12 protein-coding genes are annotated in these 13,270 nt (G+C 71.8%); 5 read left to right on the top strand and 7 right to left on the bottom strand.

All coding sequences use genetic code 11. The annotated features are described in order from the left end of the window. Positions 1-17: 17 nt before the first annotated feature. The gene (locus tag ACMXN5_RS28245) at positions 18-2,339 is read right to left on the bottom strand and encodes a terpene synthase family protein (protein ID WP_439677599.1); all 2,322 of its coding nucleotides are present in this window, start codon (positions 2,337-2,339) and stop codon (positions 18-20) included. Between the two features lie 188 nt (positions 2,340-2,527). On the opposite strand from ACMXN5_RS28245, the gene ACMXN5_RS28240 reads away from it, so the two are divergent. Continuing rightward, entirely contained in the window at positions 2,528-2,953 is a 426-nt protein-coding gene (locus ACMXN5_RS28240; RefSeq protein WP_439677598.1) for a RidA family protein, read from the top strand. A 109-nt stretch (positions 2,954-3,062) separates the two neighbouring features. Continuing rightward, positions 3,063-3,434 (top strand): effector-associated constant component EACC1, encoded by a 372-nt coding sequence (locus ACMXN5_RS28235; RefSeq protein WP_439677597.1) that lies wholly within the window; start codon positions 3,063-3,065, stop codon positions 3,432-3,434. A gap of 100 nt (positions 3,435-3,534) precedes the next feature. On the opposite strand, the gene ACMXN5_RS28230 is transcribed toward ACMXN5_RS28235, so the two are convergent. The 3 genes from ACMXN5_RS28230 to ACMXN5_RS28220 all read right to left on the bottom strand — a co-directional run bounded on the left by ACMXN5_RS28230 (position 3,535) and on the right by ACMXN5_RS28220 (position 7,216). Beyond that, positions 3,535-4,806, bottom strand: coding sequence for a VWA domain-containing protein (locus tag ACMXN5_RS28230; RefSeq protein ID WP_439677596.1), 1,272 nt, complete (start codon positions 4,804-4,806; stop codon positions 3,535-3,537). A 140-nt stretch (positions 4,807-4,946) separates the two neighbouring features. Further along, complete coding sequence (locus ACMXN5_RS28225) at positions 4,947-6,278, bottom strand: aspartate aminotransferase family protein (RefSeq protein WP_439677595.1); 1,332 nt, start codon at positions 6,276-6,278, stop codon at positions 4,947-4,949. A 515-nt stretch (positions 6,279-6,793) separates the two neighbouring features. Then, positions 6,794-7,216, bottom strand: a complete 423-nt coding sequence (locus ACMXN5_RS28220; protein WP_439677594.1) for a secondary thiamine-phosphate synthase enzyme YjbQ — start codon at positions 7,214-7,216, stop codon at positions 6,794-6,796. Positions 7,217-7,361: 145 nt separating this feature from the next. Between ACMXN5_RS28220 and ACMXN5_RS28215 the strand changes: the two genes are divergently transcribed. The 3 genes from ACMXN5_RS28215 to ACMXN5_RS28205 all read left to right on the top strand — a co-directional run bounded on the left by ACMXN5_RS28215 (position 7,362) and on the right by ACMXN5_RS28205 (position 10,006). Further along, entirely contained in the window at positions 7,362-7,730 is a 369-nt protein-coding gene (locus tag ACMXN5_RS28215; protein ID WP_439677593.1) for a winged helix-turn-helix transcriptional regulator, read from the top strand. Between the two features lie 190 nt (positions 7,731-7,920). Continuing rightward, a complete protein-coding gene (aroB, locus tag ACMXN5_RS28210; RefSeq protein WP_439677592.1) occupies positions 7,921-9,111 on the top strand; it encodes a 3-dehydroquinate synthase in 1,191 nt (396 codons plus the stop codon). Continuing rightward, positions 9,104-10,006 carry a carbohydrate kinase family protein gene (locus tag ACMXN5_RS28205; RefSeq protein ID WP_439677591.1) on the top strand — a complete coding sequence of 301 codons (903 nt, stop codon included), beginning with the start codon at positions 9,104-9,106 and terminating at the stop codon, positions 10,004-10,006. Before aroB ends, ACMXN5_RS28205 begins: the two co-directional genes overlap by 8 nt. Here the strand turns inward: ACMXN5_RS28205 and ACMXN5_RS28200 are convergent. The 3 genes from ACMXN5_RS28200 to ACMXN5_RS28190 are packed head-to-tail and all read right to left on the bottom strand — an operon-like array spanning position 9,972 to position 13,167. Then, positions 9,972-11,081 carry a sugar phosphate nucleotidyltransferase gene (locus ACMXN5_RS28200; protein ID WP_439677590.1) on the bottom strand — a complete coding sequence of 370 codons (1,110 nt, stop codon included), beginning with the start codon at positions 11,079-11,081 and terminating at the stop codon, positions 9,972-9,974. The genes ACMXN5_RS28205 and ACMXN5_RS28200 overlap by 35 nt on opposite strands. Beyond that, positions 11,078-12,217: a sugar phosphate isomerase/epimerase family protein gene (locus ACMXN5_RS28195; RefSeq protein ID WP_439677589.1), complete on the bottom strand. Its 1,140-nt coding sequence runs from the start codon at positions 12,215-12,217 to the stop codon at positions 11,078-11,080. The genes ACMXN5_RS28200 and ACMXN5_RS28195 overlap by 4 nt, the downstream gene beginning before the upstream one ends. Before the next feature lie 35 nt (positions 12,218-12,252). Then, positions 12,253-13,167: a BadF/BadG/BcrA/BcrD ATPase family protein gene (locus ACMXN5_RS28190; RefSeq protein WP_439677588.1), complete on the bottom strand. Its 915-nt coding sequence runs from the start codon at positions 13,165-13,167 to the stop codon at positions 12,253-12,255. Positions 13,168-13,270: the final 103 nt, after the last annotated feature.

The following is a 13,270-nucleotide window of genomic DNA, read 5'->3' as shown; positions in this document are numbered from 1 at the left end:
GATCGATCGCGTCGGGGTCAGTGCACCGTGACCCCGACGCGGAAGACCGGTCGGGCGGCCGAAGTGCCCAGCCCCTTGGGCCCGTAGCCCAACCGGGGTACCGCGGCCGGTTCGACCGGCGCCCGGGCCGCGCCCGACCGCACGCCCTGTGCGATCGCGCCGATACCCGGCCGCGGCGCGGTCGGCAACCCCGTCCCGACCTGCCACGGGAACGGCACCAGCGGCCTGGGGTCGGCATAGCGCTTGCACTCCCGATGCCACTTCAGGATCGCCGCGTTCCAGTCGCCGAGCGCCACGGCGTAGCCGTCCAGCGCTTCCCTGGCCGCCGAACTCAACTCCAGGTCCCGGTACATGGCGGGGAGTTCGGTCGCCACCACCCGCTCGAACTCGCGCATCCGAGAGGTCATCAGGTCGTTGACGATGGTCAACGCGTGGTCGAAGTCGCAGCCGAAGAAGTTCTGCACGACCAGGAGCAGGTTGTGCAGCTCCCCCTCGACCTCGATCTCCTTGCGGTAGGAGAACACGTCGTTGATCATCCAGCCGAAGTCGGCCGCCGAGTTCTCCATCGCCCGCACCGCCCGTGAGCGGTAGGCCTGTTCGGGCACCACGTCGCCATGCGTCAGCCGGGACAGGCTCTTGGTCAGGTCGGCGCCGAACGTGAGCCGACGCATCTCGATGTAGTCGACCGGATCCGGGATGCGGTTCTGCGCGGTGTTGGCCAACTCCCACAACCAACTGTCCAGCATGTCGTCGACGGTGCATCGGAACCTGCGTCGCGACGCGAGCGGCATCGGGCCCGCCGTGCGTGACCACAGGTCGGCCAGGGCGCGCTCGAGCGCGTCCGTCGGCGCGGGCGCGGCCTCGCCGTCGACCGGCATCAGGGTCTTCAGCCGTTCGGTGTAGGCCTTGGCGCGGGCCTGGTCGCCCGAGCGTCCGAAGACGATCGGGTAGTAGTCGTCGCCGTAGGTCCCCCACGCCAACCACTGGGCACCGAGGTCGAGTTGCTCCGGTGAGGCGGCCGGCGCGATGCCCGCCGCACACAGCGCCAGATCGAAGTCGCGCAGTGCCCGCTCGTCCCAGATGCCCTCGTCGAGGATGCCGGTGCGCCGACTCCACTCGACGAGGTTGTCCCGGGCGCCGTCCAGGTGCGGGTTCAGGCGCGCCTCGAACGGGATGTGGAAGTCCGGGATCTCGTACGGCGCGACCGGCTGGAACGGTACGTGCGTATAGCCGCGCAGGCCGCTGTTCAGTCCGGCCACCAGGCCCGGCACCAGGCGCGCCGCCGAGGTGCCGATGCCCTGCGGGCCGGCCAGCACCCCGGGGACCGTGGGGGTGCCGCCCACCTCGGTGGCGCCGTTCATGTACCGGCTGGAGCGCATGTGCCACTCGTGGCCGCCGGACTGCCAGTCCTGGAGGCCCTTGACGTAGGCCATCACATCGATGCGGGACTGCGGGTCCAGGCCGTATTCGGCGAACAGCGGTGGGAGTTCGGTGAAGGTGGTGTGCTCGAACTGGTGCAGGCGCGAGGTGAGCAGTTCGTTGACCGAGTCGGCCGCCTCCTGGGTGGCGCAGTCGAGGAACTTCTCGAAGACCAGGACGGCGTTGGCGTTCTCGCCCTCGTTCTCCACCTCGCGCTGATACGAGAACAGGTCGTTGCGCAGGTGCACGGCGTCGGCGAAGGTGTCCTTGAGCACCCGCATCGGCCGGCTCGCGGCGATCACGGCGGGCACCTCGGCGTTCGCGGCGTATTCCACCAGGTTGGCCGACCACGGCGCGCCGCCCACCTTGCGGCGCATCTCGATGTATTCGACCGGGTTGGCCACCCGTCCCTCGTTGATGTTGGCCAGTTCCCACAGCGACTCCTCGAGCAGCGCCTGCGTGCTCGCGGCGAACCGCTCGCGCCAGGCCGGCGACATGCTCGGCACGGTCCGCGCCCACAGATCGGCCAGGCCCTCCTCGACCTGGTTGATCGGCTCGGGGATCGGCGTGCCCGGGTCGACCGGCATGAACGCGCGCAGCCGCTCCAGGTATGTCTTGGCACCGGCCGTGTCGTGGGTGCGCTTGAACACGTCCAGGAAGTGGTCGTCGAAGAAGAAGACCCAGACGTACCAGTCGGTGACCAGGTCGAGCTGCGGGCCGCCGCAGTCGGGATGGGTGTACGCGCACAGCAGCGCGTAGTCGTGCGAGTCGAAGTCGTGCTCGTCCCAGATGTTCGAGCCCTCGATCATCCGCATCCTGCGGGCCCACGCCTTGGAGTGCACGCGCGCGCCGTCGAGATGCGGATTCAGTCGTGCCGGATACGGCACGTAGAACTCCGGGAGTTCGAAGGGTTGTGACATCGATGCGCCCCTTTCGCCAGGGCACACCGTAGGGTCACGCGCGGTCGAACGGGCCTTCGTCACGCCGGTTCTCCCTCGATCAGGTGAAACCGGAGCGGCACAGGATTGACGATCTTCACCGGCAGGCATAGGGCGCGCACGCCGGGGCGCGTGGCGGGTGCACGGCGCGGCGGGTGAGGATGGGACGCATGACGACATCGCAGCGGCTCACCCGTATCCCCGCGCCCGAGGGCGTCGCACCGGGCCGGGGGTACACCAACGTGGTCATCGGCACCGGCCGAGTGGTCGCGGTCTCCGGACAGATCGCCCTGGACGAACACGGCGACCTGGTCGGCAAGGACGACCCGGGCGCGCAGGCCCGACAGGTGTTCGAGAACCTGCGCCGCTGCCTGGCGGCGGTGGGCGCGACCTTCGACGACGTGATCAAACTGACCTACTTCCTCACCGACATCGCCGACCTGCCGGCCGTTCGGGCGGCCCGGGATGCGTACATCGATCCGGAGCGGCTGCCGGCGAGTTCGGCGATGCAGGTCGCGGCCCTGGTCCGGCCGGATCTGCTCCTGGAGATCGAGGCGTTCGCGGTGCTTCCCGAGCCCGAACCGGCCGCCGAATAAAGCTCGGCGCCGGCCCGCGGCCGGGTGCGAATCGATGCCGGCATCATGGCCGGGCAGGTCGGCCCGCCGTGCGCGCGGGCTCCCGGCGGTTCCCGAAGGGTGGCGGCAAGTGCTCGTGCAGGTGCGCGTGGTCGGCGACGAAGGCATCGAAGTAGCGGCGTTGCAGCGGTGGTTGGCGATGGACCCCGATCTCCGTGGCGGCGCCGTGACCAGCTACGCCGAGGACGACACGACCGACACCATGGGCGCCACCCTCGACGTGGTCAACGTCGTGCTGAGCAACGGCATCGGCCTGTCCGGCCTGCTGGTGGCGATCGCCGGCTGGCGCCGCTCGCGCGCACCGATCACGGGCGCGGGCGGCCCCGACATCGTGGTGCGCCGGGGCGATGTGGAGGTCGTGCTGTCGGGGGCGACGGAGGACGACATCGCTCGGGCCGTACGGGCCCTGGAGGCTGCCGACGGCTCCGGAAGCCCCGCGTGACGGCGCGCTCCGGCTCCTGACGGGCCATCAAAAACGCCCGACGGCCGACCGTTCGGCCGACCGTCGGGCGTGCTCGGGGATACGCCCGGCGCAGACGCGGCTAGACCAGCGCGTCCACCGGGTCCGCGGCCAGGACGCCGGCCGTGATCGCCTCGTTCAGCCATTCCGGGAATTCCAGGAGGAGTTGGTCGTACAGCTCCGCGTCGCCGAGCGTCCGCGGATCCTGCCCGGCGTGGAAGAAGCCCGCGTTGTCCACCACACGCTGCTCCGGCACGGTGAGTTCGTCCAGCTTGCGCAGGAAGTCGAAGCCCTTGGACTCGGGGTCGCCGAAGCCGAGGAACTGCCAGAAGATCGGCAGCCCGGCCGCGTCGCACAGCGCCTTCGCGGCGGCCGGCCGGCTCGTCGGCGCGCCGTCGGTCTGGAAGATCACCAGGGCCGGGTCGGTGCTGCCGGACGCGCGGTAGTGCTCGACCACCCGGGCGATCGCCCAGTGGTAGTTGGTCCGGCCCATGTGCCCGTAGGAGCCGTGCAGTTCCTCGATCCGGCCCACGTGGTTGCCGGGGTCGAGGTCGGCGACGCCGTCGATGTCGGTGGAGAAGAACACCATCGGGACGACGGCCTCGCCCAGTTGCCCGGACAGCGCCAGGGTCTGGTCGGCCAGGTGCTGGACGGTGCCGTCCTTGTAGTAGGAGCGCATCGAACCGGAGCGGTCCAGGACGAGGTAGACCACGACGCTGCGGCCGGTGAGGCCGCACTTGGCCACGGCCGCCGCGGCGGCCTCGGCGCGGCCCGAGGTCGCGGGCGCGGGCTCCTCGGCGCGGGCGGACGGGACGGGGGCGACCGCGGTGGGCGTCGCGGCCGGGGTCGGCTCGGTCTCGGCGGCGGGCGCGGCGGGCGTCGCGGCCGGGGACTCGACCTCGGCGGTCGGCGTGACGACCACCTCGGCCTCGGTCGGCTCCGCCTCGTCACGGGTGGTGATCGACTGTGCCGGTACGGGAATCGACACCGGGGCGGGCTCGGCGGCGACCGACTCCGCCCGGGACTCGGGGATGACCACGGGCTCGGCCACGACGGGCTCGGGCTCGGGTACGTGTACCCGCACCGACTCGGGCTCGGGGACCCGCACGGGCTCGGGTTCCGGCGCCGGTTTCGTCAGGGCCGGTGGTTCCGGGACGAACTCCGGCTCCGGCGTGGTCGGCGCGTCCGTCGTGTGGTTCGCCTCCGCTGCCGTGCTCGCCTCGACCGCCGTGGCCGGCTCCGGTGCGGGGCGTGCCGCCGGCTCCACGACCGCGTCCGTCGCCCGGGGTGTCTCCGCCGTCTCGCGGGACGCCCGCGAACGAAAGACGTTGCGCAGCAGACTCCTCAAACCCATCGGCGAATCCTTACCTGTGTGAGGGACGCCGCCCCGATCATCAGGACGGTTACGTAAGGCTAGTCATGGCGTCCGCCGCCCGGCGGCCGACCCGCGCGTACGACACCCGACCGCCCCCCGAACAGCCGAAGGATTCCCCCTCACACGCCGGCGAGCAGCACGAACGCCGCGTCCACGGCGGCGCAGGCGGCGGCCACGTCGTCGTCGGTGAGCGCCGCCGAGACGAACCAGCACGCCGAACCGGCCGCGTTGACATGGATTCCGCGCTCCAACAACGCGTATCGGAACAGCGCGTAGCGTGCGTCGTCGTTCGCGGCCGGGCCCCCACCGGCCCGGGTCGACGCACCGTCGGCAAGAAAGACCACCTGGAACATCGCGCCGACGCCCTGCACCACACAGGGAATTCGCCGATCCCGGGCGGCCCGTCGGATCGCCTCCATCACCCGGGCACCGGCCGCGTCGATGTGCGCGGTCACCGCCGGATCCCCGAGTTCGCCGAGCGTGACCAGCGCGCCCGCCGCGCACAGCGGCGAACCGTTGTACGTGCCACCGTGCTTGATCCGATTGGCGCCGATCTCGCTCATCACGTCCTGTCGGCCGACGAACGCCGCGATCGGCAGGCCGCCGCCGAGTGCCTTGCCGTAGACGGCGAGATCGGGGATCACGCCGAACAACCCCTGGGCTCCGCCGGGTCCGGTGCGAAAGCCGGTACACACCTCGTCGAAGATCAGCAGGATCCCGCGTCGGGTGCACTCCTCGCGCAGCGTCTCCAGGTATCCGGGCACGGGCATGGTGCACGCGTTGTTGGCCATGATCGGCTCGCAGATCACCGCGGCGAGTTCACCCCGATGCGCGTCCAGCACCTCACGCAGGATCTGCGGGTCGTTCCAGGGGCAGACCACCACGTCGGCGAGCACGCCCTTCGGCACGCCCGGCGAGTACGGGTGGGCGCGCGGCCGCGCGTACGGTCCGGCCTCGGCGGCGGGCGGCTCGGTGGAGACCGCGAGCGTGTCGGCCCATCCGTGGCAGTGGCCCTCGAACTTCAGCACCCGGTCCCGGCCGGTGAAGCCGCGCGCCGCGCGGATCGCCCCCTGGATCGCCTCGGATCCCGAGTTGGCGAACCGGACGAGGTCGGCGCACGGGATCATCGCCCGCATGGTTTCCGCCAATTCGATCTCGGGCACGGTGCCCGCGCCGAACATGGTGCCGTTGGCCAACACCTCGGCCACCGCCGAGGCGATCCGCGGATTGGCGTGCCCCACCACCGCACAGCCGTACGAAATCAGGTAGTCGACATACTCGTTCCCGTCCACGTCCCAGATGTGCGCACCCTTTCCGCGCGCGATATACAGCGGATAGGGATAGGACCCGGTGGTGGTGATCCGGCCGGACGAGGCCGTTCCGCCCGCCAGGGATCGTCGGGCCCGATGGAAAAGCGCCCGGCTGGTTTCGGTCGACTCGGCCGAGATCACGAAATTCGCCACCTTCGCTCGCGACGCCCGCCGGGGACACCGCGTGGGTTTTCTCCGCCGCCGCCGGCGCTCTCGGGAGCCCGGGATCCCGCGCTCGCCCGGTCCGAGCGCGCGCGGTCCGGGATCCGCCCGGCGGTCGGCTTCGAGCCGGGACATCGGCCGGTCCGGCGAAAAGCCCGGTGTCTCCGGATATTCGGGCTCGGCCCATCCGTCGATTCGGTGTTCGGCATATGGAATTCCCCCGCGTCGGTCGTGTCTCTCGGTCGGCCGGGCGGGTGGTCGCGGAAAGCGGAGGGTCATCTCGCATTTCCTGGTGAAAACCACGTGACCGAACGGAAAACGGAGCCTGATCGAACCGATACGAGAAATATCCAGAAGGGGACCGATCCATGCGCGGGTCGGACGGATTGGCCGGATCACTCCCCCGGCCGGCCGCGCCGACCGCGCGCCCCGGGGCGGATTCACGCCACGCGGCGAGGACCCGCCACCGGCCGTCGGGCCCGGCCGGCGGGGGTTCAGCCGAGGAAGGTCAACCGCACCGTGCGGTCCGGGTTGTCCCGGTTGGTGTCCACCATCGTGACCGACTGCCAGGTGCCCAGCGCGAGTTCGCCCGCGATCACCGGCAGGGTCGCGTGCGGCGGGACCAGCGCGGGCAGCACGTGATCGCGTCCGTGGCCGGGGCTGCCGTGTCGGTGTCGCCATCGGTCGTCGGCCGGCAGCAGATCCGCGAGCAGTGCGAGCAGGTCCTCGTCGCTGCCCGCGCCGGTCTCCAGGATCGCCACCCCCGCGGTCGCGTGCGGCACGAAAACGTTCAGCAGTCCGTCCCGCCCCGCCGCCGTCTCGCGCAGGAATCGCGCACACATCCCGGTCAGGTCGTACACCCGCTCCCGCTGCCCGGTACTGACCTCGAACACCCGCGACACATTCGTCTCCGCCATCCCCCCATGCTCACCCGAACCCCGGCCGCCGCCGCGCAGCCACACGCTCTCCCGGCGGATTCCTTTGCTTTCGGCCGAATACGTACGGACAATGTGCGGCAGTACCTACCTGTCGGTAAGGAACTGTCCGAGGAGGGGGAGGCGCATGGTTCGGCGCTACCAGTGCGGTCTCGACGCCGCCATGGACGTCATCGGCGGCAAGTGGAAGGCGCTGATCCTGTGGGCGCTGCACACCGAGGAGCGGCGGTTCGGGGAGTTGCGGCGCGCGGTGCCCGGGATCAGCGAGAAGATGCTGATCCAGCAGTTGCGCGAGATGGAGACGCGGGGCATCGTGCACCGCGAGGTGTATCGGGAGGTCCCGCCGAAGGTGGTCTACTCGCTGACCGCGCTGGGCGAGTCGCTCAACGAGGCGCTGTTGCCGCTGGGCGTGTGGGGGCAGGACCACGAGGAGCACATCACCGCCACCGCACGCTCGGCCACCGCGGCGCCGGATCCCGCGCGGCCCGCCGCCTAGCGGTTGTTTCCGGGCGAAGTTTCCGGAATCGGCGAATGCCCGGGAATGGCGTCGAACGGTCTGCTATACCCGCGCGGGCGCACTCTGGGTGAGTCGTTGTTGACTTTTCGTAGCACCCGCCGTAATTATTTCGGCAGCGAATATCCGGATTGTCTGCGACGTCTTCGTTGAGCCGCCGGGGTGTGAATATATGACCGAATACGTCCGAGTGTCCGAACAGCTGGCGCTGCCTCGCGGCCGGGTCGATCCGATCATGGCGACCGCTCGGCGGCTCGACACATATCCGGTCCATGTCTGCCTCGACGAGAGCACCGCGCTCGCGCGCCTGTGCGCCGAGATCGACGGCCGCCGGGTCGCGCTGGTCACCGACGACACCGTGCTCGCGTTACACGCACACCGCCTGACCGAACGACTGATCGCCGCCGGACTCGACGTGGTCGCCACCTCCTTTCCGGCCGGCGAGGCCAGCAAGAGCCTGCGCACCGCGAGCACGCTGCTCGACTGGCTGGCCGAAACCTCGCTGGTACGCCGGGACATCCTGCTCGCGGTCGGCGGCGGCGTGGTGATGGACACCGTCGGCTGGGTGGCCAGCGCGTACATGCGCGGACTGCCGTACATCAACGTGCCCACCACGCTGCTCGCGCACGTGGACGCGGCCCTGGGCGGCAAGGTGGCCATCGACCACCCGTCCGCGAAGAACCTGATCGGCGCCTTCTACCAACCCCGCGCGGTGGTCTCCAACGTCGGCTATCTGAGCACCCAGGACGATCGTGGGCTGCGCGCCGGACTGGCCGAGGCGATCAAGACCGGGATCATCGCCTCGCCCGAGTTGTTCGAGCTGATCGAGCACCGGCACGCGGCCTTACTCGCCGCCGAACCCGGGCCCACCGCCGCCCTCGTGCATGCCTCCAGCGTGATCAAGTGCCGCCTGATCGCCCGCGATCCGTACGAGCGGGACCTGTGCCGGCCGCTGAACTTCGGGCACACCATCGGACACGCGGTGGAGACCGCGACCGGCTACGGGCCGGTCCTGCACGGCGAGGCGGTCGCGTTCGGGATGGCCTGTGCGGCGCGCATCGCCGAACGCCGTGGGCTGCTCGACCCGGCCCTGCTCGCCCGGGTGATCGCACTCCTCGACCGGGTGCGGCTGCCCACCACGCTCGCCGCGTTGCCGGCGCCGCTCGATCCGGGGCCCACCGTCGAGGCGCTGGGGCAGATCCGCAAGATCCGGGACGGCCGGCTGCGTTTCGTGCTGCCCACCGCGCTCGGCGAGACCGTGATCACCGACGACGTCACCGACGAGGAGATCCACGCCGCGCTCGTGGTCTCCACCGGATCCGAGGCCACCCTGGCGCGCACCCACGGAGGTACCGATGGCTGAACCCGCCGGGCTGGATGTGTTCGTGGTCGGCGGGGTCGGCGTGGACGTCATCGTTCGGGTGCCGGAACTCCCGTTGCCGATAAGCGATTTCAAGGTGCCGCCGATCCGCAGCTATGTCGCGCACACCGGCAACGGCGTGGCCCTGGGCTGTCGGGCGTTGGGGCTGCGCACCCATCTCGCCGCCGTGCTCGGCGAGGACCCGGAGGCGGACTTCGTGCTCGCGCACTACGCGCGACACAGCCTGTCCTTCGCGCATGCCACCGACCCCGCCGGCACCCCGCGCAGCGTGAACCTGGTCGGCCCGGACGGCGAACGACTCTCGCTGCACGACAGCCGGCTGCCGAAGGAGCTGGTGGTCGACCCCGATCTGTACCGCCCCGCGCTGGCCCGGACCCGGCACGCGCACGTGTCGATCGGCGGCTGGTCGCGGACCGCGCTGGCGGAGGCGATCGAGGCGGGCGTGTCCACCTCGACCGACCTGCACGGCTGGGACGGGAAGGACCCCGACCGGGCCGACTTCGCCTACGGCGCCGAACTGGTGTTCACCTCCACCAACCGGCTCGGCGACCGGGTCGAGGAGGCCGCGCGGGACCTGCTCGCCCGGGGCCGGGCGAAGATCGTGATCGCGATGGCGGGCGGTCGGGGCAGCTATCTGGTGGTGCCGGATCGGCCGCTGTGGCACGTACCGGCGTTGGCCATGCGGGCCGACGAGGTGGTGGACACCAACGGGGCCGGGGACAGCTACGTCTCCGGATTCCTGTACGCCTACCTCGCCGGCCGCGACTGGGCCGCGTGCGCCGCCGCAGGCACCCATGCGGGGGCGCACGCGGTCCGCACGGCCGGTACGCACACGTCGTTCATCACGGCGGAAGAGCTGGATCGTGCGGTGTCCTGACCGGCGAGGCCGGGGTCAGGATCCCGCCCGGGGTGACGATGGCGTCGCGGACCGTACTGCCGGCGGCGACGGTGGCGCCCGGCAGCACCACCGAGCGCAGTACGGTCGCGCCCGGTTCGAGGTGGCAGCCCGGGTGGAGCACACTGCCCTCGACCCGCGTCCCCGGTGGTATCCCGGTGCCCAGCAGACTCCCGCCGGAGTACCGGGGGAACCCCTCCCCCAGGCCCGCGAGGGTGCGCGGCAGCAGGTCGGCGGGGATCGGGTGCGGCGGGTCGAGCAGCCGCAACTGCTCGTCCCGGTAACGCTCGACCGTCCCGATGTCGGCCCAGTGGTCGGCCACCCGATACGCCGTCACCCGGTCGCCCCTCGCGATCATCGCGGGCAGTACGTCGCGGCTGATGTCGTGTTGCCAACCCGCCTCGCCACGCGCCGCCAGTACCGCCAGCACCTCGCGCAGCGCGGCGATCCGGAACACGCAGAACGCGGTGAACACCAGGTCGGAGGTCGGCCGCGCGGGCTTCTCGACCAGCGCTCGGACCCGGCCGTCGGGATCGGTCTCGACCATGCCGAACAGGTGCACCCAGCGGCGCTCGATGCGCTGTACGCCGATCGTGCAGTCGGCCTCGGCGGCACGATGCGCGGCCAGCATCGGCGCATAGTCGAACACGTAGACGTGGTCCGCGTGTTGGATCAGCAGATCGCGCGCGCCGGGGGCGAACAGGTATTCCGCGTTGGCCAGCAGCGCGTCGGCGGTGCCGCGTTCGGCGGGCCGGGCGGGCAGGATCGCGCCGGGGCCGGATCGGGCCAGGGCGTCGTGCGGGCCGAAGTGCAGCCGGGTACCCGGGTGTTCGTCCCAGTGCGCGATCAGGTGCCGGACCAGGTCGGACTCGCGGTGCTGGGAGAGCAGGACCAGCTCGGGCAGGCCGGAGCGGATCGCGTTGGCCACGCTGAAGTCGACCAGGCGGCAGCTCGCGGCGTACGGGACGAGCGGTTTGCAGACGGTCGCGGTGAGCGGGCCCATACGCTCGCCCAGGCCGCCCGCGAGCAGCCCGCCGCGTACTCCGTCGAGCGTCACCAGGTCCGCCCCGGAGCGACACCGGCGGGGATCAGCGTGCGCAGCAGCGTCAGCGAAGTGGTGATGCCCTGCTCCGTCGGCAGTAGGGCGTCCTCGTGTTCCACGTAGATCACTCCCCGGTAGTCGTCGTCGAGCAGCGCGGCCACGATGGCCGGCCAGGGCAGGGCGCCGGCGCCGAGGGCACGGAAGCGGATCGCCGGGCCCGGGCCGTAGCGCGACCAGCCCGCGCCGCGCGGCGGTTCGGTGTCGGCCCAGCGCTGGAGGTCCTTGGCATGCACCGCGGCCAGTCGCCGACCCCAGCCGCGGACACAGGCCACCGGGTCGTATCCGACGGCGGCGAGGTTGGCGGGATCCACGCACACATGCACCCCGCTCGCGGCGGACAGCAGCGCCCGCGTGCTGGCCGGGTCGTACGCGACCTGCTTGGGATGCGGCTCGATCACCACGCGTACGCCCAGCGTGTCCGCCAATTCCAGCGCCGGGCGCGCGGCGTGCACCCACGCGTCCACGTTGTCCTGCCAACTCACCTCGCTGCCCGACCAGGACAACCAGCGGGCCAGATCGGGCACGCCGAGCATGAGCCGCACCAGCGGTGCGCCCACCCCGGCGGCGAAGCGCACCGTCCCGAGCGCGGCGCGCAGCCCGAACGCCCGCTTGGCCTCGGCACCGCCGACCAACACCGCGTCGGTATGCGGCCCGTGCGGCCCCAGTACGAGCTGGGTGTCCCGGCTGTTGCTCACACACCCGACCTCGATGCCGGCCGCGGCGCAGCGCTCCCGCACGTCACGCTGATGGCGCGGATCCTCGAGGCGGGCCGCGTCCACGAGCGCGAAGGCGCGGTCGACGGGCAGGTCGACGATGTCCACCCCGACGTCGCGGGCCACCGCCAACGCCCCCGCCAGTCCGGAGGGCGCCAGCGCGGCGAGACAGATCCCGAGCCGAATGGGCGCGGTGGCCGGGGCGTTTCGGGCCGTGAGCGGAGCGGATGGGGCCGGTGGGGTGGGGTTGTGGTGCTCGGCTCCGGTGGGGCTCCGGTCCTCGGGTCCGGTGGGGCTCTGGTCCTCGAGTCCGGTGGGGTTTCGGTCCTCGGCTCGGGCGGCGTTCCGGTCCTCGGCTCCGGTGGGGCTTCGGGTCATCGGCGGTCCCCCTCGTTCGGTTGCGGCTCGCTTCCTCACAGGTGGCGGATGTGTGCCCAACCCTTGGGCGGTGAACCCTCGTTCGCCCGCAGGGCGGCGTACACCGCGTCCACGGGATCGGCGATCACGGTCGGCGATTCGGCCGCGCCGAGTTCGGTGACCACGCGCCGGCTCAGCTCGGCCGCGTACGGCGGACACCCCCGGAACACGCCGCCGTTGAGCACGACGCGCCAGGTGCCGCTCAGGCCCGCCGCGTCCCGGGCCGCGCGGACCCCGTCGACCAGATCGTCGAGGCCGGCCCGCACCACCTCGCCCGCGACCGCGTCGCCCGCCTGCCACGCCGCGCACACCTCGGGCGCCAACGCGGCCACCGCACTCTTGGGAAACGGCTCCGCGGCCAGCCGGCGGGCCAGTTCGCGCGGACCCCGGGCGGCGAACAGCGTGGTCGGCCGCCCGCGCCCGTCCGCGCCGCGTACGGCGGCCCGCAATCCGGCCGCGCCGAGCGCGTACGCGCTGCCCTCGTCGCTGCCCAGGTACTCGCAGCCCCCGATCACCACCGGCGGCCCCGCGTCCGGCCCGGAGCCCGCCACGCAGGCCGATCCGGTCCCGGCCACCACGACCACCCCTCGCCCGGCCGTCGGCGGCGCGAGCAGCAGCGGCGGTACGTCCCCGGAGACCACCAACCGCCCCGCCAGGCCCTGTTCGCGCGCCAGCACCGCCAATCGATCGATCTCCGTCGGCGCGGTGTCCATGGTGATCGTGGAGCTCGCGAACCAGCCCAGCGCGGGTGCCCCGGCCAGGTCCGCGGCGATCTCGGCCAGCAGCCGCGCCAGCGTCTCCTCGGCCGCCGCGCCCGCCGACGCGGGGTTCACCGACTCCCGGGTGTACCGCGCGTCGCCCACCCTGGCCGTGGTGCGTGTGCCGCCGGCGTCGATCGCCCAGTACTCCACCGTCGAAAGCCTCCGCAGTCCGTCGAAATCGCCCGCCGCCGGTCACGCTATCGGTGCGGAAGGCCGGCTCGGGGTAGTGGTGGGGAGATACGGTGGGCGACAC

Source organism: Embleya australiensis, assembly GCF_051903075.1.
In the GTDB taxonomy this organism is placed as follows: domain Bacteria; phylum Actinomycetota; class Actinomycetes; order Streptomycetales; family Streptomycetaceae; genus Embleya.
This window is presented reverse-complemented; position numbering and strand designations above follow the sequence as displayed.

What these genes read in the sequence shown, in the direction of transcription:
- ACMXN5_RS28245 (WP_439677599.1), bottom strand. Translation starts at nt 2,339, where the DNA reads ATGTCACAACCCTTCGAACTCCCGGAGTTCTACGTGCCGTATCCGGCA.
- ACMXN5_RS28240 (WP_439677598.1), top strand. Translation starts at nt 2,528, where the DNA reads ATGACGACATCGCAGCGGCTCACCCGTATCCCCGCGCCCGAGGGCGTC.
- ACMXN5_RS28230 (WP_439677596.1), bottom strand. Translation starts at nt 4,806, where the DNA reads ATGGGTTTGAGGAGTCTGCTGCGCAACGTCTTTCGTTCGCGGGCGTCC.
- ACMXN5_RS28220 (WP_439677594.1), bottom strand. Translation starts at nt 7,216, where the DNA reads ATGGCGGAGACGAATGTGTCGCGGGTGTTCGAGGTCAGTACCGGGCAG.
- ACMXN5_RS28215 (WP_439677593.1), top strand. Translation starts at nt 7,362, where the DNA reads ATGGTTCGGCGCTACCAGTGCGGTCTCGACGCCGCCATGGACGTCATC.
- aroB (WP_439677592.1), top strand. Translation starts at nt 7,921, where the DNA reads ATGACCGAATACGTCCGAGTGTCCGAACAGCTGGCGCTGCCTCGCGGC.
- ACMXN5_RS28205 (WP_439677591.1), top strand. Translation starts at nt 9,104, where the DNA reads ATGGCTGAACCCGCCGGGCTGGATGTGTTCGTGGTCGGCGGGGTCGGC.
- ACMXN5_RS28195 (WP_439677589.1), bottom strand. Translation starts at nt 12,217, where the DNA reads ATGACCCGAAGCCCCACCGGAGCCGAGGACCGGAACGCCGCCCGAGCC.